This window comes from Pseudomonas sp. PvP089 (assembly GCF_017875165.1).
Lineage (GTDB): Bacteria > Pseudomonadota > Gammaproteobacteria > Pseudomonadales > Pseudomonadaceae > Aquipseudomonas > Aquipseudomonas fortuita.
In genome coordinates, this window is record NZ_JAGGME010000001.1 from 5,666,604 (window position 1) to 5,687,086 (window position 20,483).

Annotated in this window: 19 protein-coding genes; 13 read left to right on the forward strand and 6 right to left on the reverse strand. The window is 64.6% G+C overall.

The genetic code is table 11. The annotated features are described in order from the left end of the window. Positions 1-250: 250 nt before the first annotated feature. The gene (locus J3A71_RS31545) at positions 251-448 is read left to right on the forward strand and encodes a hypothetical protein (protein WP_080640992.1); all 198 of its coding nucleotides are present in this window, start codon (positions 251-253) and stop codon (positions 446-448) included. On the opposite strand, the gene J3A71_RS25875 is transcribed toward J3A71_RS31545, so the two are convergent. Together J3A71_RS25875 and J3A71_RS25880 are read right to left on the reverse strand one after the other, a co-directional pair. Then, positions 399-1,580, reverse strand: coding sequence for a multidrug effflux MFS transporter (locus J3A71_RS25875; RefSeq protein WP_095117013.1), 1,182 nt, complete (start codon positions 1,578-1,580; stop codon positions 399-401). The two genes, J3A71_RS31545 and J3A71_RS25875, sit on opposite strands and share 50 nt — an antisense overlap. A 244-nt stretch (positions 1,581-1,824) precedes the next feature. Continuing rightward, the gene (locus J3A71_RS25880; RefSeq protein WP_016484763.1) at positions 1,825-2,022 is read right to left on the reverse strand and encodes a cation transporter; all 198 of its coding nucleotides are present in this window, start codon (positions 2,020-2,022) and stop codon (positions 1,825-1,827) included. 145 nt (positions 2,023-2,167) lie between these two features. On the opposite strand from J3A71_RS25880, the gene J3A71_RS25885 reads away from it, so the two are divergent. The 4 genes from J3A71_RS25885 (at position 2,168) to J3A71_RS25900 (ending at position 7,523) form a co-directional block, all read left to right on the forward strand. Beyond that, on the forward strand, positions 2,168-2,554 hold the full coding sequence (locus J3A71_RS25885) for a hypothetical protein (protein WP_016484762.1): 387 nt from the start codon (positions 2,168-2,170) through the stop codon (positions 2,552-2,554). Between the two features lie 52 nt (positions 2,555-2,606). Next, positions 2,607-5,006 (forward strand): heavy metal translocating P-type ATPase, encoded by a 2,400-nt coding sequence (locus tag J3A71_RS25890; protein WP_102667919.1) that lies wholly within the window; start codon positions 2,607-2,609, stop codon positions 5,004-5,006. After that, positions 5,003-5,413: a Cu(I)-responsive transcriptional regulator gene (gene cueR / locus J3A71_RS25895; protein ID WP_016484760.1), complete on the forward strand. Its 411-nt coding sequence runs from the start codon at positions 5,003-5,005 to the stop codon at positions 5,411-5,413. Before J3A71_RS25890 ends, cueR begins: the two co-directional genes overlap by 4 nt. A gap of 166 nt (positions 5,414-5,579) precedes the next feature. After that, entirely contained in the window at positions 5,580-7,523 is a 1,944-nt protein-coding gene (locus J3A71_RS25900; protein WP_209952689.1) for a methyl-accepting chemotaxis protein, read from the forward strand. A 130-nt stretch (positions 7,524-7,653) separates the two neighbouring features. Here the strand turns inward: J3A71_RS25900 and J3A71_RS25905 are convergent, their stop codons facing one another. Both J3A71_RS25905 and J3A71_RS25910 read right to left on the reverse strand, forming a co-directional pair. Continuing rightward, positions 7,654-8,433 (reverse strand): helix-turn-helix transcriptional regulator, encoded by a 780-nt coding sequence (locus J3A71_RS25905; RefSeq protein WP_016484758.1) that lies wholly within the window; start codon positions 8,431-8,433, stop codon positions 7,654-7,656. Positions 8,434-8,551: 118 nt separating this feature from the next. After that, positions 8,552-9,829, reverse strand: coding sequence for an acetyl-CoA C-acetyltransferase (locus J3A71_RS25910; RefSeq protein ID WP_060519246.1), 1,278 nt, complete (start codon positions 9,827-9,829; stop codon positions 8,552-8,554). 118 nt (positions 9,830-9,947) lie between these two features. Between J3A71_RS25910 and J3A71_RS25915 the strand changes: the two genes are divergently transcribed. The 8 genes from J3A71_RS25915 (at position 9,948) to J3A71_RS25950 (ending at position 16,199) form a co-directional block, all read left to right on the forward strand. After that, complete coding sequence (locus J3A71_RS25915) at positions 9,948-11,300, forward strand: 3-oxoacyl-ACP reductase (protein ID WP_102667917.1); 1,353 nt, start codon at positions 9,948-9,950, stop codon at positions 11,298-11,300. A 2-nt stretch (positions 11,301-11,302) separates the two neighbouring features. Beyond that, on the forward strand, positions 11,303-12,154 hold the full coding sequence (locus J3A71_RS25920; RefSeq protein WP_095117007.1) for a MaoC/PaaZ C-terminal domain-containing protein: 852 nt from the start codon (positions 11,303-11,305) through the stop codon (positions 12,152-12,154). Between the two features lie 64 nt (positions 12,155-12,218). Beyond that, positions 12,219-12,524: a MazG-like family protein gene (locus J3A71_RS25925; protein ID WP_016484754.1), complete on the forward strand. Its 306-nt coding sequence runs from the start codon at positions 12,219-12,221 to the stop codon at positions 12,522-12,524. Then, positions 12,521-13,270, forward strand: coding sequence for a methyltransferase (locus J3A71_RS25930; protein ID WP_016484753.1), 750 nt, complete (start codon positions 12,521-12,523; stop codon positions 13,268-13,270). The genes J3A71_RS25925 and J3A71_RS25930 overlap by 4 nt, the downstream gene beginning before the upstream one ends. A 20-nt stretch (positions 13,271-13,290) precedes the next feature. Then, the gene (locus tag J3A71_RS25935; RefSeq protein ID WP_070086865.1) at positions 13,291-13,926 is read left to right on the forward strand and encodes a DUF4136 domain-containing protein; all 636 of its coding nucleotides are present in this window, start codon (positions 13,291-13,293) and stop codon (positions 13,924-13,926) included. A gap of 19 nt (positions 13,927-13,945) precedes the next feature. After that, the gene (locus J3A71_RS25940) at positions 13,946-14,515 is read left to right on the forward strand and encodes a DUF4136 domain-containing protein (protein ID WP_023048318.1); all 570 of its coding nucleotides are present in this window, start codon (positions 13,946-13,948) and stop codon (positions 14,513-14,515) included. Between the two features lie 317 nt (positions 14,516-14,832). Continuing rightward, on the forward strand, positions 14,833-15,303 hold the full coding sequence (locus tag J3A71_RS25945; protein WP_016484750.1) for an A24 family peptidase: 471 nt from the start codon (positions 14,833-14,835) through the stop codon (positions 15,301-15,303). Between the two features lie 119 nt (positions 15,304-15,422). Beyond that, positions 15,423-16,199, forward strand: a complete 777-nt coding sequence (locus J3A71_RS25950) for a response regulator transcription factor (protein WP_031312056.1) — start codon at positions 15,423-15,425, stop codon at positions 16,197-16,199. A gap of 141 nt (positions 16,200-16,340) precedes the next feature. Here J3A71_RS25950 and J3A71_RS25955 read toward each other — a convergent pair whose 3' ends face one another. Both J3A71_RS25955 and pbpC read right to left on the reverse strand, forming a co-directional pair. Beyond that, positions 16,341-18,005, reverse strand: coding sequence for a POTRA domain-containing protein (locus J3A71_RS25955; RefSeq protein WP_102667987.1), 1,665 nt, complete (start codon positions 18,003-18,005; stop codon positions 16,341-16,343). A 92-nt stretch (positions 18,006-18,097) separates the two neighbouring features. Next, positions 18,098-20,440, reverse strand: coding sequence for a peptidoglycan glycosyltransferase PbpC (gene pbpC / locus J3A71_RS25960; RefSeq protein WP_209952687.1), 2,343 nt, complete (start codon positions 20,438-20,440; stop codon positions 18,098-18,100). Between the last annotated feature and the right edge of the window lie 43 nt (positions 20,441-20,483).

Below are 20,483 nucleotides of genomic sequence, written 5' to 3' on the forward strand. Positions count from 1 at the left end.
GCAGTGGGGCTGAAATATCTTGATAAAAACAGACGCCCTGCAATTTCAGATACGGCCTACAGCGATGTTCCACAAATAGCGCGAAACGAAGCGAAGGTTCTGCAGATTTGCGGGCATTACGCCCAAAGCAGGAAACGTGGTGTGGAAAATGCGCCTGTCGACCGTCAGTCAGGACACGGATACAGCTCGTGGCAGGCTAGAGGGGCAGCGCTACACTTGAGCGGCTCCCCCCTTCTGGAGGTATGCCGCGATGAAAATTGTCGTCAGCGCATCGAGCCGAAACCCTGCCTGCCCCTGGCAGGTCCAGCTCGATCAACACGTGGTCAGTTTCCGCAGCGAGGCTGAGGCGCGGGCCTTTGTCGCCACGCTGGAAACCCGCCTGCAGGCACCTCACCCGCTTATGCGGGACGCCTGGCCTGCAAGCGCCGGGTCAGCAGCGAGACACTGACCGCCAGTGCACCGCACACGCTGATCACCATCGCCATCGGTACCGCACTGCCATCATGCAGCACACCGACCAGTGCCGCCGCGCCTGCGGCGACGCTGAACTGCAAGCAGCCCATCAGTGCCGAGGCGCTGCCAGCCCGCGCACCCTGCCCGCTCATCGCGCATGCAGAGGCGTTAGGGATGATGCAGCCCAGGCTGGCGATGCAGATGAATAGCGGTACCAGCAGCGGCCACAACTGTGTCGGCTGCAAGGCAGCCACACCCAACAGCGCCAAGCCTGCCGCCAGGTACACCCACACCCCGCGCGCCAACAGAAACGCCGGCCCACGCTTGGCCAACAAACGTGCATTCACCTGCGCCACCAGGATAAAGCCGGCAGCGTTGGTGCCGAACAGCCAGCCGTAGTGCTCGGCCGGCACGTCATACAGCTTGATGAACACGAAAGGCGAACCAGCGATGTAGGCAAACATGCCGGCAATGGCGATGCCGCCGGTCAACGCATGGCCAAGGAACAACCGGTCAGCCAGCAACCGCAGGTATTGGCGCAAAGCGCCAGACAGCGGCTGACGCGGCATGTGCGCAGGCAGGCTTTCCGGCAGGCCCAGGCTGACCGCCAGCAGGCAGCCGGCACTGAACAGGCTCAAGGCCAGGAAAATCGACTGCCAGCCCGCGAGGTTCACCAGCACCCCGCCCAGCATCGGTGCCAGGATCGGCGCCAGCCCCATGACCAGCATCAGTTGCGAAAACACCTTGGCCGAGGCCACCGGGTCGCACTTGTCGCTGACGATGGCCCGCGACAGCACCATGCCGGCACAACCACCCAAAGCCTGGACGAAGCGTGCCAGCACCAGGGTGTCGAGGTTGGGGGCATAGGCACAGGCCAGCGACGCCAGGGTGAATAGGGTTACCCCGAACATCAGCGGTATACGCCGGCCAAAGCGGTCGGCTACCGGGCCATAGGCCAACTGGCCGATAGACAGGCCGAGGAAGTAGGCGGCCAAAGTGGCCTGGATGTGTTTTTCATCGGTGGCGAACGCCTGCGCCATGGCCGGGAAGGCGGGCAGGTAAAAGTCGATCGCCAAGGGCCCGAACGCACTGAGTGCACCCAGGATGAGCACCATTCGCAGGTTCATCAGGAATCCATAGCAGGCTAAGCAAGTGCACAATTCTACCTGCTGTGGGGCCTACCAGGCTGAAAACATTTGCAACAAACCTGCGCGTTGCGAGGACAACTGCCTCGCTCGGAACCTGAAAACTGCCGTAGTCCCTGTGGGACCGGGCGTGCCTGCGAATCAGGCAACGCGGTGGATGGCACCGGCTACGCCGGTGTTCGCGGGCACGCCCGCTCCCACAGGTGAGTCTCCCACTGGCAAGTCTTCAGGCGAGTTCGGCCTGATAACCTTCATCACGAATGGCGGTAAGGATCTGCTCCTGCCCCAGTTCACTCTGCACTCGTACCTGCTTGGCTGCCAGGTCGATCTCGACCTTGGCCGCTGCATCCTGCTCCTGCACCGCGCGGGTCACGGCTTTCACGCAATGGCCGCAGGTCATGCCTTGTACATTGAACACTTGCATGGGGGTTGCCTCCTTCAGGTTTTCAACGAGTCTCAAGCTTGCCATCGGGGCAAGGTCAAGCCCTGCCAGCAACACCTGGGCTGGAAATCCGTGCCCGCGTCGGCCAAGCTTCGCGTTTGACGATCAGGCAAGCAGGAGATTCTTCATGTTCAGGGCAGCATTGGGCGTGGTCGGGCTATTGAGCACTCTGGCTGTGGTGCCACCGGCCAGCGCCGAGGGCAACTCGGACTACAGCGTACTGATCATCTCCCGGGAACGCCTGGAAGTGGCCACCAACTGCGAAATCGGCGTCTACCTCAACGATCAGCTTTCCGGGCGCGTGTTCCAGGAGCAGTCCACCTCCTTCAACCTGCCGCCCGGCCCGGTGGATGTGCGCCTGCGCCTGCTACCAGGGCAGGTGCCAGGCTGTGCACAGGGTATCGAAGATCAACGCAGCACACGTTTGAACTTGCAGTCGGGCCAGATCAACAAATACCGCATCGCCATGGGGCAATATGGGTTGGAGTTGAAGCGAGCCGGCCTGGGCTATTGACCTTACCTGCATGGCAAGGTTGATGCTGGAGGCCTGTCCAAGGAGGAGAGCCATGCCCGCATCCACCACGTATGACCTGCCGATCGCCGGCATGACCTGCGCCAGCTGTGCCGGCCGGGTCGAGCGCGCCCTGCGCAAGGTCACCGGCGCTGAACAGGTCAGCGTCAACCTCGCCACCGAACAGGCCCGGGTCCAGGCCCCGGCCAACAGCCTGCCCGCCCTGGTCGACGCCGTGCGCGAAGCCGGCTACAGCGTGCCCAGCCGTACTGTCGAATTGCAAATTGGCGGCATGACCTGCGCCAGCTGCGTCGGCCGCGTGGAGCGCGCCCTGGGCAAGCTGCCCGGGGTCGAGCAGGTCAGCGTCAACCTCGCCAGCGAACGCGCGCACCTCAAGGTGCTCGCGGCCCTCGACGATAACCTGCTGATCGACGCGGTGCAAAAGGCCGGCTATAGCGCCAGCCTGCCGCAAACGGTCAAAGACGAACAAAACGCGGCCCAGCGCAAATTGCGCAATGAGCGCCTGGCGGTCGGCGCAGCCTTGCTGTTGGCCCTGCCACTGGTACTGCCAATGCTGGTGCAGCCGTTCGGCCTGCACTGGATGTTGCCCGCGTGGGCGCAGTTCCTGCTGGCCACACCCGTGCAGTTCATACTCGGCGCACGCTTCTACGTAGCGGCCTGGAAGGCCGTGCGCGCCGGTGCCGGCAACATGGACCTGCTAGTGGCCCTGGGCACCAGCGCAGGCTACGGCTTGAGCCTGTACCAGTGGGCGCAGGCGCCTGCCGGCATGGTCCCACACCTGTACTTTGAGGCCTCGGCCGTGGTGATTGCCCTGGTGCTGCTGGGCAAGTACCTGGAGAGCCGTGCCAAACGCCAGACCGCGAGTGCCATCCGCGCTCTTGAAGCGCTGCGACCGGAACGCGCCGTGCGTATCGTCGACGGCCAGGAGCAAGATGTGGCCATCGCCCAGCTGCGCCTGGGCGACCTGGTACTGGTCAAGCCCGGCGAGCGGTTCCCGGTCGATGGTGTGGTCGAGGACGGCAGCAGCCATGCCGATGAAGCCCTGATCAGCGGCGAGAGCCTGCCGGTGCCCAAGCAACCCGGCGACAGTGTCACCGGTGGTGCCATCAATGGCGAAGGCCGGTTGCGGGTGCGCACCCAGGCGCTGGGCACCGAAACCGTGCTGGCCCGTATCATCCGCCTGGTCGAAGACGCCCAGGCCGCCAAGGCGCCGATCCAGAAGCTGGTCGACCGGGTCAGCCAAGTGTTCGTCCCGGCTGTGCTGGTGCTGGCACTGATCACCCTGATCGGCTGGTGGCTGGCCGGCGCACCGCTGGAAACCGCGCTGATCAACGCCGTAGCGGTGCTGGTCATCGCCTGCCCCTGCGCCCTTGGCCTGGCCACGCCTGCAGCAATCATGGCCGGCACCGGGGTTGCCGCCCGCCATGGCATCCTGATCAAGGACGCCGAAGCCCTGGAGCGTGCCCATGCGGTCAACTGCGTGGTCTTCGACAAGACCGGCACGCTTACCTCCGGCAGCCCACGGGTGGTCCACAGCCAGGCGCAAGTAGGCAGCAGTGCCAACCTGCACCGTCTGGCCGGTGCCCTGCAGCGCGGCAGCGAGCACCCACTGGCCAAGGCGGTGCTGGATGCCTGCGCCGATCAGGGGTTGGAGGTGCCAATTGTTACCGGCAGCCAGTCGCTGACCGGTCGCGGCATCGCCGGGCGTGTAGAGGACCGCGAGCTCGCCCTGGGCAACCGCCGCCTGCTCGACGAAAGCGCTCTGCAGCCCGGTGACCTGGCCGCCAAGGCCCAGGCCTGGGAAGCAGAAGGGCGCACCCTGTCGTGGTTGATTGAACGCGGCACTCAACCTCGTGTGCTGGGCCTGTTCGCCTTTGGTGACAGCCTCAAGCCCGGCGCCGCGCAGGCTATCGACACCCTGCGCGCACAGCACATCAGCAGCCACCTGCTGACCGGCGACAACCGCGGCAGCGCCAACGTGGTGGCTGACGCCCTGGGCATCGATGATGTCCATGCCGAAGTGCTGCCCGCAGACAAGGCCGCCACCGTGGCTGCGCTCAAGCAAAATGGCGTGGTCGCCATGGTCGGCGATGGCATCAACGACGCCCCGGCCCTGGCCGCCGCCGATATCGGCATTGCCATGGGTGGCGGTACCGACGTGGCCATGCAGGCCGCCGGCATCACCCTGATGCGAGGTGACCCGCGCCTGGTGCCTGCAGCCCTGGAAATCAGCCGCAAGACCTACGCCAAGATCCGCCAGAACCTGTTCTGGGCGTTCATCTATAACCTGGTCGGCATCCCGCTGGCGGCGCTGGGTTACCTCAACCCGGTACTGGCCGGCGCCGCCATGGCCTTGTCCAGCGTCAGCGTGGTCAGCAACGCGCTGTGGCTCAAGGCATGGAAACCCACCAGTACCACCGAGGAGGCGCCATGAACATCGGCCAGGCCGCCCGCCGCAGCGGGCTTAGCACCAAGATGATCCGTTATTACGAATCCATCGGCCTGCTCAAGCCTGCCACGCGCAGCGACAGCGGCTACCGCCTGTACCAGGCAGAAGACTTGCACAGCCTGGCCTTCATCAAGCGGTCACGCGACTTGGGCTTTTCCCTGGAAGAGGTCGGCAAGCTGCTGACCCTGTGGCAGGACCGCCAACGTGCCAGCGCCGATGTGAAAGCGCTGGCCATGCAGCACATTAATGAGCTGAACCGGCGCATCGAAGAGCTGGTGAGCCTGCGCGATACCCTCGGCGAGCTGGTTTCGCATTGCCAGGGGGACGACCGCCCGGACTGCCCTATCCTCAAAGACTTGGCCAATGGAGCTGCTGAAAGCTGCTGTCGCTGATCGTTCACCCGCGTTTGGTATGCCAAAAGTGTCCAAACACGACCGAATAGTCACCAACTGCGACTTTATCCAATAAATACGGGGGTTTTGCTTCATAAAACCGGGATGCTGCCGATGTATTGGCTACCTGCCTCGTGGGTCGACAATAAAAATTCCGGGAGCGTCGATGAGCATCAAACAGAAATTGACCTGGGCATTCGCGGTCATCGCCGGCTTGCCCATTGTCCTCGTGGCCACGCTGGTGGTCCTCAACCTGCGTGGCGAAGCCCGCGACGGATTCCTCGACGGTAGCAGCCGGGAAATCCGCCAGGTCAGCAACGCGATGAACATCTTCTTCCAAGGCATCAACCAGAACGTCGAGTACATGGCTTCCCAGCCAATGGTCGCCGCCACCGGCAGCGAGCTGAACAAGTACATGAGCGCCGCCCCGTCCTACGAACTGGGCGAGCAAGCCAGCAAGCTCCTTGATTTCATGACCCGTCTGGCCAACGCACACCCCTCCTATGCCTACCTCTCTTACGGGGTGAACGATGGCGGCTACACCGGCTGGCCTGCCGGGCAAAAGTTCGTCAATTACGACCCACGCACCCGCCCCTGGTACCAATTGGCCATGGCCAACCCGGGCAAGACCGTGCGTACCGGTGCCTACTACTGGGCCGCCGACGACGCGGTGCTGGTCAGCACCGTGCGGGCCGTGGCGAACCAGCTGGGCAACCCCGGCGGCGTGGTCAACATCGACGTATCGCTCAAGGGCCTGACCGAGATCGTCAAACAGATCAAGCTGGGTGAAAGCGGCTACCTGATGCTGGTTGAAAGCAACGGCAACGTCATGGTCGACCCTCGCGACGCCGCTCACAATTTCAAGCAGCTGGCCAGCTTCGGCGACGGTTATGCCGCACTGGCCAAGGCCGGCAAAGGCCTGGTGGAGGTAGAGCTCAATGGCGTGCGCTACATGGCTAACGTCTACCCCGACGAACAACTGGGCTGGACCTTCATCGGCCTGATCGAACAAAGCGAAGTGATGCAGAACACCACCCGGCTGACCTGGCTGATCGGCGTCATCGCCTTGGTGCTGGCCGTGCTGTTCGCCGTGGTCGGTGCGGCTTTCGCCAAACTGATCGTGCGCCCGATCAACAGCGTCACCAATGGCCTGGAAGACATTGGCCAAGGTGAAGGCGACCTGACCCGCAACCTGGAAATCCGTGGCCGCGACGAAACCGCGCAACTGGCCAGCTGGTTCAACCAGTTCCTCGGCGCCATTCGCAGCCTGATCCAGCACATCGGCGCTGCTGCCGGCAAGATCCTCAGCACCTCCAGCAGCTCCACCCGTGTTTCCAGCGACATGGCCGAAGCCGCAGGCCGCCAGCGCGAAGCCGTGGACATGGTGTCAACCGCCTTTCACGAAATGGTCGCCACCGCCAACGAAGTGGCGCGCTCCTGCAGCCAGGCGGCGCAGTCGGCCGACAGCGGTCAGCAGCAAGCCCGCGAAGGCCAACAGCAGATCGATGCCGCGGTGCAAAGCGTCGACCGCCTGAGCCAGGAAATCGAACAATCTGCGCAGTCGATCCAGCAACTGGAGCGTGACAGCAACGCCATCCAGTCGATCCTCGGTACCATCCGCTCGATTGCCGAACAGACCAACCTGCTGGCCCTCAATGCTGCCATCGAAGCCGCCCGTGCCGGTGAACAGGGCCGTGGGTTTGCCGTGGTGGCCGACGAAGTGCGGGCCCTGGCCAAGCGCACTGCCGACTCCACTGCCGAAATCGACGGCCTGTTGGGCAACCTGGCCAGCCGCACGGCCGAAGTGGCCGAGCAGATGCATGCCAGCCTGGAAGTGTCGCAGCAGTCGGTGAGCCGTATCGGCCTGGCCCGCGACAGCTTCGGGCAAATCCGTGAGTCGGTGGATGTGATTCGTGACATGAACACGCAGATCGCCACGGCGGCCGAGGAACAACACCAGGTGGCCGAAGACATCAACCGGCACATCAGCCAGATCCACGGGGATGCGCAACTGGTGGCCGAACTGGCCCAGGCGGCGCGACAGGACTCCGAGAGCCTGGCTGGGCTGTCCAATGAACTGGACTCGCTGGTGCGCAGGTTCCGCACCTGATTGATGCATTGCCTGTACCGGCCCTATCGCCGGCAAGCCAGCGCCCACTGGACCCCGCTGCCCTCAGGGGCTTTGCAATCCCAGTGGCAGCTGGCTTGCCGGCGAGAGGGCCGGTACAGGCAGACCATGCCTAGAGTTTCAACTCGCCAGGGGTAGCCCCAAACAGCTGCTTGAACGCCGCAATGTAAGCCGAGGTGGAGTCATACCCACACCCCAACGCCGCCTCGGTCACATTCTCCCCCGCCTCCAGCAACGCCAGCGACGACAACAGCCGCATGCGCTGCCGCCAGTTGCGAAAGCTCAACCCCGTCTCCCGCTGGAAAAGCCGCATCAGCGTCTTCTCCGAACACGCCAGCTCCCGCGCCCATTGCTGCAAGGTCTGCGATTGGTCCGGTGCGGCGATCAAGCCATTGCACAGCGCCAGCAAGCCCGGGTGGCGTGGCAACGGCAGCGAAAACCCGACTTCCGGCAAGGTACGCAGCTGGTCCAGCAGCACTGCCACCAGACGCGCCTCGGCGCTATCGCCCTCCGGGTAGTCAGCCGGGAACAGGCAGAACTGCTTGATCAGCTCGCGCGCCAGTGGTGTCACCTCCAGCACCCGGCATTGCTCCGGTGCCCATGGGCAGGCATCGCGGCGCACATACAGGCTGCGCATCTCCGCCTGCATCGAGGTGACCACCTCGTGCTCGGCATCGGCAGGGATCCACACCCCCCACTGGGGCGGCGCAAAGTAGCTGCCGTCGCGCGTGTACACGCCGAGTACGCCGCTGATGGCGTAGGAAAACTGTACCCAGTCGTGCTGGTGGCGGGTGGTCCAGGAGCCGGCGCCGAGGCTTTCGGCACGGGCGTAAAGAGGCCTGGGCAAGTGGTCCAGCGCCGGGAGAGCGCGGGGGCGTCCGATGATCGGCATGGCGGTTTCTTATCGTTCTGAGCAGACAAGCCTAACAGCTCGGGGATATGACTGTGGCACCTGCGCTGCCTTCTTCGCGGGCTTGCCCGCGAAGCGGTCAATGCAATTTCTCTGGTACTCACCGCTCTACGATAACAGTCACCCCCTGCCCACCTGCCGCACAAATCGAAATCAGCCCGCGCCCCTTCCCCGCCGTCGCCAGCACCTTGGCCAGGTTGGCCAATATCCGCCCACCGGTCGCGGCGAACGGGTGCCCAGCCGCCAGCGAGCTGCCCTTGACGTTGAGCTTGCTGCGGTCAATCGCCCCAAGCGGCGCATCCAGCCCCAACCGCTCGCGGCAGTAGTCGGCATCCTCCCAGGCCTTGAGCGTGCACAGCACCTGGGCGGCAAAGGCTTCATGGATCTCGTAGTAATCGAAGTCCTGCAGGGTCAGGCCATTACGCGCCAGCAAGCGTGGCACGGCATACACCGGCGCCATCAACAGCCCTTCTCGACCCGTGACAAAATCCACTGCCGCAGTTTCACCATCGACCAGGTAAGCCAACACCTCAAGCCCTTGCTGCGCAGCCCATTGCTCCGTGCCCAGCAACACCACCGAGGCGCCGTCGGTCAGCGGCGTGGAATTACCCGCCGTCAGCGTGCCTTGGCCACTGCGATCGAAGGCGGGCTTGAGCCTGGCCAACTGTTCAAGGGTCAAGTCGGGACGCAAGTTGTTGTCCCGTGTCAGCGACAGAAACGGCGTCAGCAAGTCATCCTGCCAACCCTCGGCATATGCGGCGGCCAGCTGCTGGTGGCTGAGCAATGCAAGCTCGTCCTGCTCTGCACGGCCAATGCGCCAGGCCTGCGCCATGCGCTCGCAATGCTCGCCCATGGATAACCCTGTGCGCGGTTCGCCATTGCGTGGTAACTCGGGTTTCAAATGGTGAGGCCGCAGCTTGAGGAAAGGCTTGAGTCGCTCGCCCAGGCTTTTGCCACGATTGGCCTGCAGCAGGATGTGGCGCAGGCCTTCGTTGACGGCAATCGGTGCATCGGAGGTGCTGTCTACGCCGCCGGCAATACCGCAGTCGATCTGCCCCAGGGCAATCTTGTTGGCCACCAGCAGCGCAGCCTCAAGCCCGGTGCCGCAGGCTTGCTGGATGTCATAGGCCGGGGTCTGCGGCGACAGGCGCGAACCCAGCACACATTCCCGGGTCAGGTTCATGTCACGGGAATGCTTGAGCACCGCGCCAGCCACCACCTCCCCCAGCCGCAGCCCATGCAGGCGATAACGCTCGATCAGCCCTTCGAGGGCGACGGTGAGCATTGCCTGGTTGCTGGCGGTGGCATAGATGCCATTGGAGCGGGCAAAGGGAATTCGATTGCCGCCCAGGATCGCGACCCGGCGAGGTGAACGCATGTACATGTTCCTCCTGTAACAATTTGATCCGTACAGCCTAGGTGTTTTTACCGCATTCGAACGACCTTGCCACAAAGTTGGTCCACACTTTCATGCTTGCCTTTGCGGAGACCCAGTCATGAGCGATCGCTACCTCGGTTTTGCCAACTCCAACCTCGGCCGCCGCCTCGTGGATGCCCTTGGCCTGCCACGCCCGGCGCCGCTGGAGCGCTGGCAGGCCGGCCGCCTGCGCCCGGTTGAAGGGGCCCTGGTACTGGGTGGCGGGCCGTTGGCAGGCCAGGTCGAAGCCATTGCCCCGCGCCTGACCGACGCGCTTTACAGCTTTAACGCCGAGCACCTGCAGGCCGAACCCTGGGTAGCCGGCCTGGGGCCGAAAATCAAAGCCGTGGTGTTCGATGCCAGTCATCTGTCCGACAGCGATGCGCTGAAGCAGTTGCGCGAGTTTTTCCAGCCACTGCTACGCAGCCTGGCCCCATCCGCCCATATCGTGGTGCTGGGGCGCGCTCCGGAAAGCCTCGCCAACCCGTTGGCCAGCGTGGCCCAACGGGCCCTCGAAGGCTTCAGCCGCTCGCTGGCCAAGGAACTGCTCAACGGTGCGACCGCCCAGCTGCTGTATGTCGGGCCCGGTGCCGAAGACCAGCTGGAAGGCGCCTTGCGCTTCTTCCTCTCGCCCAAGAGTGCCTTTGTTTCAGGCCAGGTACTGCGCCTGGAAGCCTGCACACGCCAGGTAGGCGACTGGACCCGCCCGCTGGGTGGCCGTCGCGCCCTGGTCACGGGTGCAGCGCGCGGCATCGGCGCGGCCATTGCCGAAACCCTGGCGCGGGACGGCGCCGATGTGCTGCTGCTCGATGTGCCGCAGGCCAGCCAGGACCTCGACGCCCTCGCTGCACGCCTCGGTGGCAAGGCGTTGCCACTGGACATCTGCGCCAGCGATGCGGCAACGCAACTGCTCGCGGCCCTGCCGGACGGCATCGACATCGTGGTGCACAACGCCGGCATCACCCGCGACAAGACCTTGGCCAACATGACCCCGGAATACTGGGACGCGGTCATGGCCGTCAATCTCAAGGCACCGCAAATACTGACCCAGGCGCTGTACGACAACGGCGCACTGGGGGAAAACGCGCGCATCACCCTGCTGGCCTCGGTCAGTGGCATCGCTGGCAACCGTGGGCAGGCCAACTATGCCGCAAGCAAGGCCGGGCTGATTGGCCTGGCCCAAGCCTGGGCGCCACTGCTAGCCGCGCACGGCGGCAGCATCAACGCGGTCGCCCCCGGTTTCATCGAAACCCACATGACTGCGGCCATGCCCATGGGCCTGCGCGAGGCCGGGCGGCGCTTGAGCTCGCTGGGCCAGGGCGGGCGGGCGCAGGACGTCGCCGAGGCCATTGCCTGGCTTAGCCAGCCAGGCTCCGGGGCGGTCAACGGCCAAGTGCTGCGCGTATGCGGCCAAGCCTTGATGGGGGCGTGAACATGAGCACAAGCTGGCACGACCTGCAAAGCCCGGCTACCCGCGCCAGCCTGTACCTGCGTGCAGCCAGCAAGCGCGGCATCAGCGGTGACCGCTTGCCGGACGATGGCCTGCGCTGTTTCATTCCGGTTCAGCCGGGCAACCTGGCAGCTTATCGACGGCTTTGCCACTTTACCGACGATGGCCGCTTGCCGGGCACGTATCCCCATATCATGGCATTCACGCTCCAGCTGCAGTTGATGACCGCCCCAGGCTTCCCTTTCCCGCTGCTCGGCCTGGTGCATCTGCACAACCGCATAGAGGTGCTGCGCCCGCTTGGTGGTATCGAAGGGCTGCGCTTTGCCGTGTATGCACACAACCTGCAGGCACATGCCAAGGGCGGCACCTTCGACCTGGTTACCGAGGCAAATGACGGCATTGGCCTGCTCTGGCGCGAGACCAGCCGCATGCTGGTGCGCGGCTTGAAGCTGGAGGGCGAAGCAGGCGAGCCTGCCGACGTTGAACCTGAGCCATTGCCCGAGGCCACCCGCTGGTACGCCGACAGTGACATAGGCCGGCGTTATGCCAAGGTGTGCGGGGACTACAACCCTATCCACCTCAGTGCCGCCAGTGCGCGACTGTTCGGCTTTCCTACGGCCATTGCCCATGGCATGTGGAGCAAGGCCATGGCCCTGGCGGCACTGCGCGGGCACCTGCCGCACAGCGGCTATGCCTTTGAAGTGGATTTTCGCAAACCGGTGAGGCTGCCTTCGGAGGTGGTGCTCAGTGCCAGTGAGGCAGGGCCTGTGGGGGCGTTGCGGCTGGATGGGCATGCCGGGGTGCTGCATATGGTCGGGCGCTGGGCTCCCCTGTAGAAGCGGTCTGCGCTTGCTTTGCATCGGGCCTGGGCCGAAGCTATGCAGCATTAGGAGACCCCCGATGAACCTGCAAGAACTCACCCAACGCCTGCACAAGATCCGCGACGAGAATGACTGGCGCGGCTTCCACAGCCCAAAGAACCTGGCCATGGCGGCCAGCGTCGAAATGGCCGAGCTGGTGGAAATCTTCCAGTGGCTGAGCGAAGACCAATCGCGCCAGCTGCCTGCCGACAAACTCGCCCACGCCGGCCAGGAAGTCGGTGATGTTGTGCTCTACCTGTTGCTGCTGTGCAGCGAGCTGGGCCTGGACATGGACCAGGTGGTGCGGGCCAAGCTGGCCGACAGCGAGAGGCGCTTCGCCCGATGAATGACCGTCACTTCGATGAGCTGGCCACCCGCTTTGCCGAGAAGATCTACGGCGGCGCCAAGGGCGCGATTCGTCTGGCCGTGCTGCAGGCCGACCTGGCCGAGGCGCTGCCCGATCGCCCGCTGCGCATCCTCGATATCGGCGCAGGGCTGGGCCACATGGCCTTGTGGCTTGCCCAGCGCGGCCACCACCTGACCCTGGCCGAACCCGCCGCCCCTATGCTCGACAGCGCCCGGGCGCGCTTTGCCGAGGCCGGCCAAAGCGCCACGTTCATCCAGGCCCCTTGGCAAGACCTGCTCGGCCAACTGACCGAGCCCTACGACCTGGTGCTGTGCCATGCTGTGCTCGAATGGCTGGCAGAGCCCGAAAGCATCCTGCCCGTGCTGCACCAGCTCACGGCCCCTTCGGGGTGGCTGTCACTGGCCTTCTACAACCGCGACGCGCTGGTTTATCGCAACCTGCTCAAGGGCCATTTCCGCAAATTGCGCAGCAACCGGCTGGAAGGTGAAAAGCAGAGCCTGACCCCGCAAAAACCCCTTGATCCACGCGAGCTCAAGGCGCAACTTGATTCTATGTGGCAGGTTGAAAGTGAGAGCGGCGTGCGGGTGTTCCACGATTACATGCCCAAAGACTTCCAGGGCAAGGCCGAGCTGCTCGACCTGCTGGAAATGGAACTGGCTTACCGCCGCCACCCCGGCTTCGCCGGGCTTGGCCGTTACCTGCACTGGGTCTGCCGCCCCCGTTGACCCGCCCGCCGGGAGGATACATGCCGTACCGTCTGCTGTGCCTGGCCCTGCTGCCGCTTGCCTTGGCTGCCTGCCAGGGCAGCAACCCCTATGTGGCCAGCAGCCGCCCGTTGCCCCCCGCCCCCGCCCAGGCGGCGACCACCTTCGACGCCAGCGCCTACCCGGCGCCCGCCCGGGATTACGGGCACTACCGCAGCTGGAGCTGGCGCAACGGCCAGCTGCCCAGCGGCTCGGCCAATGCCGACCCGGCGCAACTGGCCGATGCCGTCAGTGGCGCACTCGACCAGCATGGCCTGCGCCCTGCCCGAGGGGCCTCCGGCGATTTGCTGGTCAGCGCCAACATGCGCCTGGAAAAACGCTTGCGCCAGGTGCGTGACTACGACACCTACGACCCCTACTACGGCCCCTACCCCTACGGTGGTGTCGGCTATGGCGGCTATCGCCATGGCTACGGCGGCTATGCCAGCGTGCCCATCGTGCGCACCTATGAGGTCGAGGTGATGGTGGTGCGCATCGACCTGTACGACGCCCGCAGCGGCCAGCCGGTGTGGAGCGCCAGTGCCGAAAGCAGCAGCGACAAGGACTCGCCCCGTGAACGCGAAAGCGCCTTGCGCGATTCTGTGCACAAGGCGCTCAGCGGCTATCCTCCCAGTTAATCGCTAACGGAGAACCATCATGTTGCGCCGTCTCCTTCTACTGTCATTCGCGTTATTGCTTGCCGCCTGCTCCAGCAATAATGTCCAGCAGGACTTCGATGCCAGCCGCGATTTTGCCGCCTACCGCAGCTGGGCATGGCAGGAGCCGGGCCTGCAGTACCGCCCGGACGACCCACGCATAAAAAGCGACCTCACCGAACAGCGCATCCGCCAGGCGGTGGCTGGCCAGCTCGACCAGCGCGGCCTGCGCCCGGTACAAGGGGGAGCACGGCCTGACCTGACCGTACGCACATACCTGATCGTGGAGCAGCGCCAGCAACAGATCACCACCAACTACGGCGGTGGCTGGGGGGGCTACTGGGGCGGCTACTGGGGCGGCCCGATGTACAACGAAACCCGCAGTGTCGACTACAAGGTCGCCACCATTCAGGTCGACATGTTCGACGGGCGTGACGGCAAGCTGGTGTGGCGGGGCAGTGCCGAGCAAATCATGAACAACTACCCGCCAAGCCCGGAAGAACGCAACAGCGCCATTCAAAACACTGTGAGCAAGGTGCTGGCCAACTACCCGCCGGGTAGCAAGAAGTAACATTCAAACGCGGCTTTAGCATGCACCGCAACGCCTGTGGGAGCGGGCATGCCCGCGAAGCAGACACCGCGGTGCATGGCACGGGCTTCGCCCGTTTTCGCGGGCGCGCCCGCTCCCACTGTGACCGCGCCAGCTTTTGAATGTCGAACAAGGCAGTAGCACCCACCGGAACGGTGTCATGAGCGACAAAATCCATTTTGACCCCGCCTTTTTTGCCTTTCCAACGCCACTCGTGCGCAGGTTCTTGTCTATCTTCACATAAGGAAACCTGACTGACCGGGTAGATGTGTTCAACATTTGGGAAAGGCGACCTGCCAATGCAAAGCATTGTTCTCCTGCTGTGGCTTGCCTTGTGCTCCGAACAGGATGTGCGTCAACGCCAGATATCCAACCTGCTGACCCTGGGCGTGGCTGCCGGCGCCCTGGTCTGGCTGTTCGCCACCGGCCACAGCTGGATCGGTGCCGAGCCCAGCGATGCCGGCTGGGCGCTGGCCATCGTCATGCTGCTGACCTTGCCCGGCTACATGCTCGGCCGGTTCGGTGCCGACGACGTCAAGCTGATGGGCGCCCTGGCGCTGGCCACCAGCCCGCAATACGTGCTCGGTACCTTCATCGGTGCCGGTGTCAGCGTGCTGGTCTGGCTGCTCACCCGTCGGCGCCTGTGGACGCTGCTCAACCCTAAGGTGAAAAAGCGATTACAGGCCCTGACCGAAGAAATGGGCGACAAACAGGCATTTGTACCCTATGTGTTAGCAGGTTTTCTTCTAACGGCTGTGTGGATCCAATAATCCCTCCCGTGGTCCCATGCCTTGTACATAACTTGTACATAAACGCAAAGTGCGACTATTTTTAAACTGCCAGCGTGTCTGGCACGGGAGCAGGGCCGTATAAGAACAGGGAGTTGATTGTGTCCAGACCAGTGAGTGAAGTGAAGGTATTGGTGGTTGATGACCAACCGGTCATTGTCGAACAGCTGAGTGAATTCCTCGAAACCAAGGGCTATGTCTGCGTAGCAGCCCACTCAACCGACGAAGCCATCGAGCACTATGTGTCAGACCCGGCTATAGGCCTGCTCATCTGTGACCTGCACATGCCGGATCGCGATGGCATCGAGCTGGTGCGCGCCTTGAAGGAGCTCAACGGCAGCCAGCGCATGTTCGAGGCCATCATGTTGACGGGTCGTGCCGATAAACAGGACGTGATCCGGGCGCTACGCGAAGGCTTTGCCGACTACTACCAGAAACCGATGGACCTTGATGAACTGCTGGAAGGCGTACGCCGGCAGGAAGAGGCCTTGCTGGAGCGCCAGCGCAACCTCCGTGACCTTGGGGGATTGAACCAGCGTTTGCAGGAGCTGGCCGAGTCGGTAGACGAGCTGTATCAGGACCTGGAAAAAGCCCGTGGTCAAGGGACGCACCGGCGTGCCACTGATGCTGAAGAAAGCGAAAGTGAGCTGCCAGCAGCGTTCGAGAAACTGTCACCACGCCAGCTGGAGGTGGCGCGCCTGGTAAGCAAGGGCAAGACCAATTACCAGATCGCCTGCGAACTGGGCATTACCGAAAACACCGTCAAGCTGTATGTGTCGCAGGTCTTGCGCCTGACCCACATGCACAACCGTACCCAGCTGGCATTGGCGCTGACGCCCAGCTCATCGCCGGTACATCTGAGGTTTACTACCCATTGAGGGGTTTGCTTGGAGATTGCCGGGGCTGCTTTGCAGCCCATCGCGACACAAGGCCGCTCCCACAGGCACCGCGCAACCCTCAGGATAGCGGTGGACCTGTGGGAGCGGCCTTGTGTCGCGAAAGGGGCGCAAAGCGCCCCCCTACATTTGAAAAGCCAAACTCAGGGTCAGCCGGGGGCCGCGGTCCAGGCTGTCCAACGCCACATCCGCCAAAGGCTTCGCCACCTCCAGCGCAACGTTGAAGTAGCGTCCATCCCCCAACCGTGCGCCAAGTGCCGCCGAAGCCAAGTGCGCATCCTCCACCGCGCCCCGGTTATGCCAGGCCTGCGCCATATCCACTGCCGCATAGGGCTGAACCAACCCCAGCCCGTGATCTCGCAGGCTGTAGTTCAGCTCGTAAGATACGCCCCAACCCTTGTCGCCCTCTGCCTGGTCACGCGGGTAGCCACGGCCGAAATGCTGCCCACCAAAGCCAGCCCGTTCGCTGTCGGGCAGCCGGTCGTCACTCCAGTACAACGCCCCCGACACTACGCCCTGCCAACGCGGCGACAGCGGGTCACTTTGCAGCCCCGACAACCTGAGCCGCAGAAAGTCCATGTCGTAGCCGGCGTCGCTGCGCGCGCCCAGGTAATCCAGCCCCTGATAGACCCCGGCACTGACAATACGCAGGCGCCTGCCTTCCACTGTGCGCCAGTCACCCTCAAAGGAAACCGCGCGCACACCGGTGTCGTAGTCCCGTACCGAAGGCTGCCCACCCAGTGCGTCTTCGACGTGCTCACTGACCGCATACAAGTGCCCCTGCACAGCCATCCATTCATCCGCCCTGACAATCACTGGCTGGCGCAGGCCCACCGCATAGCGTTCACTGTCGCGCTTGCGGGTAATGTCACGGCCATCGTCCAGGCGAATACGCGTGCCCGGATCACTGCGGTAGCGCGAAGCCGACAGCAGCAGTTGGCTACCGGCAGCGTCAAGGTACTGGCTGTAGTCCAGCCGCTGGTAATGGACCTGGTCATCCCCCGGCGGCAGCAACAGGCTGGCCTTGAACTGTTCGGCCAAGCGGGTCTGGGCATTGCTGCTTGCCGTCAGCAGCGCCTGCGGATCGTCGCGACTGGTGTCGGTCACGATAACGGCGGCGTTGAACGCCTTGCGCCGCGCCTGCACGTTCAGGCGGGCTGCACCGTCAGCGGTTTGCGCCACGGCCAGCTCAGCCTCTATGGAGACACCTGGCAGGCGTTCGGCGAGCCCCAGGTAGCGCTCCAGCGTTTCCTGGGTCAGCGGGCGCTCGGCTTTCAGCCGCGCCAGCAGCTGCTGCAAATAGTCACTGGCCGGGCCGATATCGCCGGCCACGTGATAGTCCCGAATGTAACCTTCGACCAACACGACATTGACCCGGCCATCGGCCAAGTCCTGAGGGGGCAGGTAGGCGTAGGAAAGCAGGTACCCCTCCTGCCGATAGCGCTCGGTCAGGCGCTCGGTGTACTGCTGCAACTCACCAAGCGTGATGAGGTGCCCGATCAGCGGCTGGTAGTGCTCGCGCAAGTCGCTCAGGGGGAACACCGTACCGCCTTCGAAACGCACCTTGTGCAGCATCACGCGCGTATCCGCAGGCGCCCAGGCCAGGCTATCGGCACTGGGCCCAGGCAATCGCAGGTTGGGGCTGACGGGCCAGTAGGTGTCCACCGGCAGATCAGTGTCGGGCAGGCGCCGTTCGTACTCATGGCTGTCGAGAAAACCGGGCAACGACCCGGCTTGGGCCGCAAGCGCCCAAGGCAGCAACAACAAGGGCACGGCCAGAGGACGCATAGGGCGCTCCACGTTCCCACGGGTTGCGGGGCACCAGCCGGTCACACCCGTCATTTGCAAGCGTAGGTGCTGGCCCGGCTGCCGTCGAACGCCTACTCGCTGACCTGGAACGCCACCCTCGCCGTCTCGCCGCTTTCATCCAGCGCACTGAGCTCGGCCTGCCCGGCCTGCGGCAAGCGCACCAGCAGGCTGTCCTGCCCCTGGGTCTCGCCCAGTGGCTGACCATTGAGGAACCACCAGCGTCGGCCGCCACCGCCCAAGGCCGACACATGCAGTTGCAACGGCTCGCTGCTGGTAGCCGGTTGGCGCAGGTTGTCACCCGGGCGCACGCCGACGATCGACAGCGGCGGCGCGCTGGCCGGCACCTGCGGTGGGCAGGTCGGGTCGATGGCCGGCAGCCGCGCCGCGCGCCGCTCGACGCGGGGCAACCAAGGTTCCAGCGGGGCCGGCCACAAAGCGATGTCGCGAGCCTTGGCGCCTGGGCAGCCGCCATCGACGCGCAACCCCTGCTCGTTGACCCACACGCTTTCACGCAAGCCCAGGCCAAGCGGCTGGTCGGCGGCTTGCAGCGTCGGGGGCGTGGTGCCGTCCAGGGTCCAGGCAAAACGCTGACGCCGGCAGTTGGGGTCCTGTTTGCTCATCGGCTGGCCCAGCGGCCAGCAGATCGCCGCCACACCGACATTCGCCGGCACCCGCTCCACCGGTGTGCTGATGCCGCGCTGGCTGTCGCGGTTGCTCAGCAGGTCATGCACCTGCAGCATCAGCGGCGCCGCCGACGCCAGGCCGAACTGGCCGGGTACCGGCGTGCCATCGGGGCGGCCGATCCACACGCCGATCAGATAGCGCGGGCCCACGCCAATCGACCAGGCATCGCGAAAGCCATAGCTGGTGCCCGTTTTCCAGGCCAGTTGCGGGCGCTGTACCAGCTCGGCATGCGGGTCGCGGTCGGGGCGCGCCTGGCCACTGAGGATGCGCCGGATGATCCACGCCGCCCCGGGGGACAGCAGCCGGCGTTCCACCAGTGGCTCCTGTGGCTGCAAGCGCACCCGTGCACTGTTGCCACCCCGCGCCAGCGCCGCGTAGCCACCCACCAGGTCCTCCAGGCGGCTGCCCGCACCGCCCAGGATCAGCGACAGGTTAGGCTCGGCCAAGGGCGGCAATGCCAGTGGCATGCCCGCCATGCGCAGCTGCGCGGCAAAGCGTTTCGGGCCATAGGCCTCCAGCAATTGCACTGCCGGCAGGTTGAGGGACAGGGCCAGCGCCGAGCTGGCCGACACGGGCCCGCTAAAGCCCATCGAGAAGTTGCCGGGGCGATAGTCGCCATAACGGCGTGGCACATCCTGCAACAACGATTCGGAATGGATCAGGCCATCGTCCAGCGCCATACCGTAAAGAAACGGTTTGAGCGTGGAACCGGGCGAGCGTAGCGAGCGCACCATGTCGACGTGCCCGAAACGGCGCTCGTCGGCCAGCTCGATCGAACCCAGGTAGGCACGCACCGCCATGGTCTGCGCCTCGACCACCAGGATGGCGGCAGAGGTGCGCTCCGGCAGCCGCGCGCGCCAGCCCAGCAGCAAGTCTTCCAGGCGCCGCTGTAACGCTGCATCGAGCGTGGTGCGGATCAGCGGCGGGCTGTCGGCGCTGTTCAGGCGCCGGGCGAGCAAGGGTGCCAGGGCTGGCTCCTGGCGTGGCGCCAGCACCAGCGGCTCTTCGGCTGCCTCGCGGATTTGCTGCGCAGGCCACACCTGGTATTCGGCCAGGCGCTGCAGCACCTTGTCCCGGGCACGCTGGGCACGCTCGGGGTGGCGATCCGGGCGCAGCCGGCTGGGTGCCTGGGGCAGCACCGCCAGCAGCGCCGCCTCGGCCGGGGTCAAGTGCATGGGTGACTTGCCCAGGTACGCCCAGCTGGCTGCGGCCACACCCTGCAAGGTGCCGCCGAAAGGCGCGCGGTCCAGGTAAATCTGCAGGATCTCGCGCTTGGACAGGTGCCACTCCAGTTGCAGCGTACGCCACAGCTGGCGCAGTTTGCCGGCCAGGGTACGGTCATGCGGATCAAGCAGCCGTGCCACCTGCATCGACAGCGTACTGCCACCCGACACCACACGCCCACCCCGCAGGTTCAGCCAGGCCGCACGTGCCAAGGCCAACGGGTTGACCCCAGGGTGACGGTAGAACCAGCGGTCTTCGTAAGTCAGCAAGGCCTGCCGGTACAACGGCGATACCTGGTCGGGGCTGACCGGGTAGCGCCACACCCCCTCGGCATCGGCAAACCGCCACAAGGGCGTGCCGTCTTCGGCCAGCACTACCCGGGCCAGATCGTCGCCCGGCAACGGCAGCGGCCAAAGGCGGTCAGCCAGCCACAACAGGCCGCACAACACCAACAGGCCAAACAGCGTGGCGCGCAACAGCCTGCCCGCACGCGCTAAGCTTGGCATCGGGAACCGACCTGGCCAGGTAATGGCCAAAGGCTTGGGAACG

Coding starts and splice junctions, on each gene's coding strand:
- J3A71_RS31545 (WP_080640992.1), top strand. CDS start 251: ATGAAAATTGTCGTCAGCGCATCGAGCCGAAACCCTGCCTGCCCCTGG.
- J3A71_RS25875 (WP_095117013.1), bottom strand. CDS start 1,580: ATGAACCTGCGAATGGTGCTCATCCTGGGTGCACTCAGTGCGTTCGGG.
- J3A71_RS25880 (WP_016484763.1), bottom strand. CDS start 2,022: ATGCAAGTGTTCAATGTACAAGGCATGACCTGCGGCCATTGCGTGAAA.
- J3A71_RS25885 (WP_016484762.1), top strand. CDS start 2,168: ATGTTCAGGGCAGCATTGGGCGTGGTCGGGCTATTGAGCACTCTGGCT.
- J3A71_RS25890 (WP_102667919.1), top strand. CDS start 2,607: ATGCCCGCATCCACCACGTATGACCTGCCGATCGCCGGCATGACCTGC.
- cueR (WP_016484760.1), top strand. CDS start 5,003: ATGAACATCGGCCAGGCCGCCCGCCGCAGCGGGCTTAGCACCAAGATG.
- J3A71_RS25900 (WP_209952689.1), top strand. CDS start 5,580: ATGAGCATCAAACAGAAATTGACCTGGGCATTCGCGGTCATCGCCGGC.
- J3A71_RS25905 (WP_016484758.1), bottom strand. CDS start 8,433: ATGCCGATCATCGGACGCCCCCGCGCTCTCCCGGCGCTGGACCACTTG.
- J3A71_RS25910 (WP_060519246.1), bottom strand. CDS start 9,829: ATGCGTTCACCTCGCCGGGTCGCGATCCTGGGCGGCAATCGAATTCCC.
- J3A71_RS25915 (WP_102667917.1), top strand. CDS start 9,948: ATGAGCGATCGCTACCTCGGTTTTGCCAACTCCAACCTCGGCCGCCGC.
- J3A71_RS25920 (WP_095117007.1), top strand. CDS start 11,303: ATGAGCACAAGCTGGCACGACCTGCAAAGCCCGGCTACCCGCGCCAGC.
- J3A71_RS25925 (WP_016484754.1), top strand. CDS start 12,219: ATGAACCTGCAAGAACTCACCCAACGCCTGCACAAGATCCGCGACGAG.
- J3A71_RS25930 (WP_016484753.1), top strand. CDS start 12,521: ATGAATGACCGTCACTTCGATGAGCTGGCCACCCGCTTTGCCGAGAAG.
- J3A71_RS25935 (WP_070086865.1), top strand. CDS start 13,291: ATGCCGTACCGTCTGCTGTGCCTGGCCCTGCTGCCGCTTGCCTTGGCT.
- J3A71_RS25940 (WP_023048318.1), top strand. CDS start 13,946: ATGTTGCGCCGTCTCCTTCTACTGTCATTCGCGTTATTGCTTGCCGCC.
- J3A71_RS25945 (WP_016484750.1), top strand. CDS start 14,833: ATGCAAAGCATTGTTCTCCTGCTGTGGCTTGCCTTGTGCTCCGAACAG.
- J3A71_RS25955 (WP_102667987.1), bottom strand. CDS start 18,005: ATGCGTCCTCTGGCCGTGCCCTTGTTGTTGCTGCCTTGGGCGCTTGCG.
- pbpC (WP_209952687.1), bottom strand. CDS start 20,440: ATGCCAAGCTTAGCGCGTGCGGGCAGGCTGTTGCGCGCCACGCTGTTT.